At 69.1% G+C, this 233-nt stretch carries 1 pseudogene; it reads left to right on the top strand.

Features of this window, described 5'->3' with window-relative positions:
* Nucleotides 1-233, top strand: a pseudogene (locus KVT37_RS33070) (homoserine dehydrogenase); the annotation flags it as partial.

Consider the following 233-nt stretch of genomic DNA (forward strand, 5'->3'; position numbering starts at 1 on the left):
GCATGCTGGTCGAATTCGTCGACGGCTCGAAGACCATGGTCGAGATGGCGGCAACCGCCAACGCCACCGGACTGGTTCCCGCCAAGCCGGGCATGCATGGGCCTGCCGCGACGCTCGGCGAATGGTCGAAGGTGCTGGTGCCCGAGAAGGAGGGCGGCGTGCTGTCGAAGGTTGGCGTCGTCGACTATTCGATCGGCAGGGGCGGGGGGCCCGGCGGCTCCGCTGTTGCCGCC

The organism is Mesorhizobium sp. GbtcB19 (assembly GCF_019091085.1).
Taxonomy (GTDB): domain Bacteria; phylum Pseudomonadota; class Alphaproteobacteria; order Rhizobiales; family Rhizobiaceae; genus Mesorhizobium.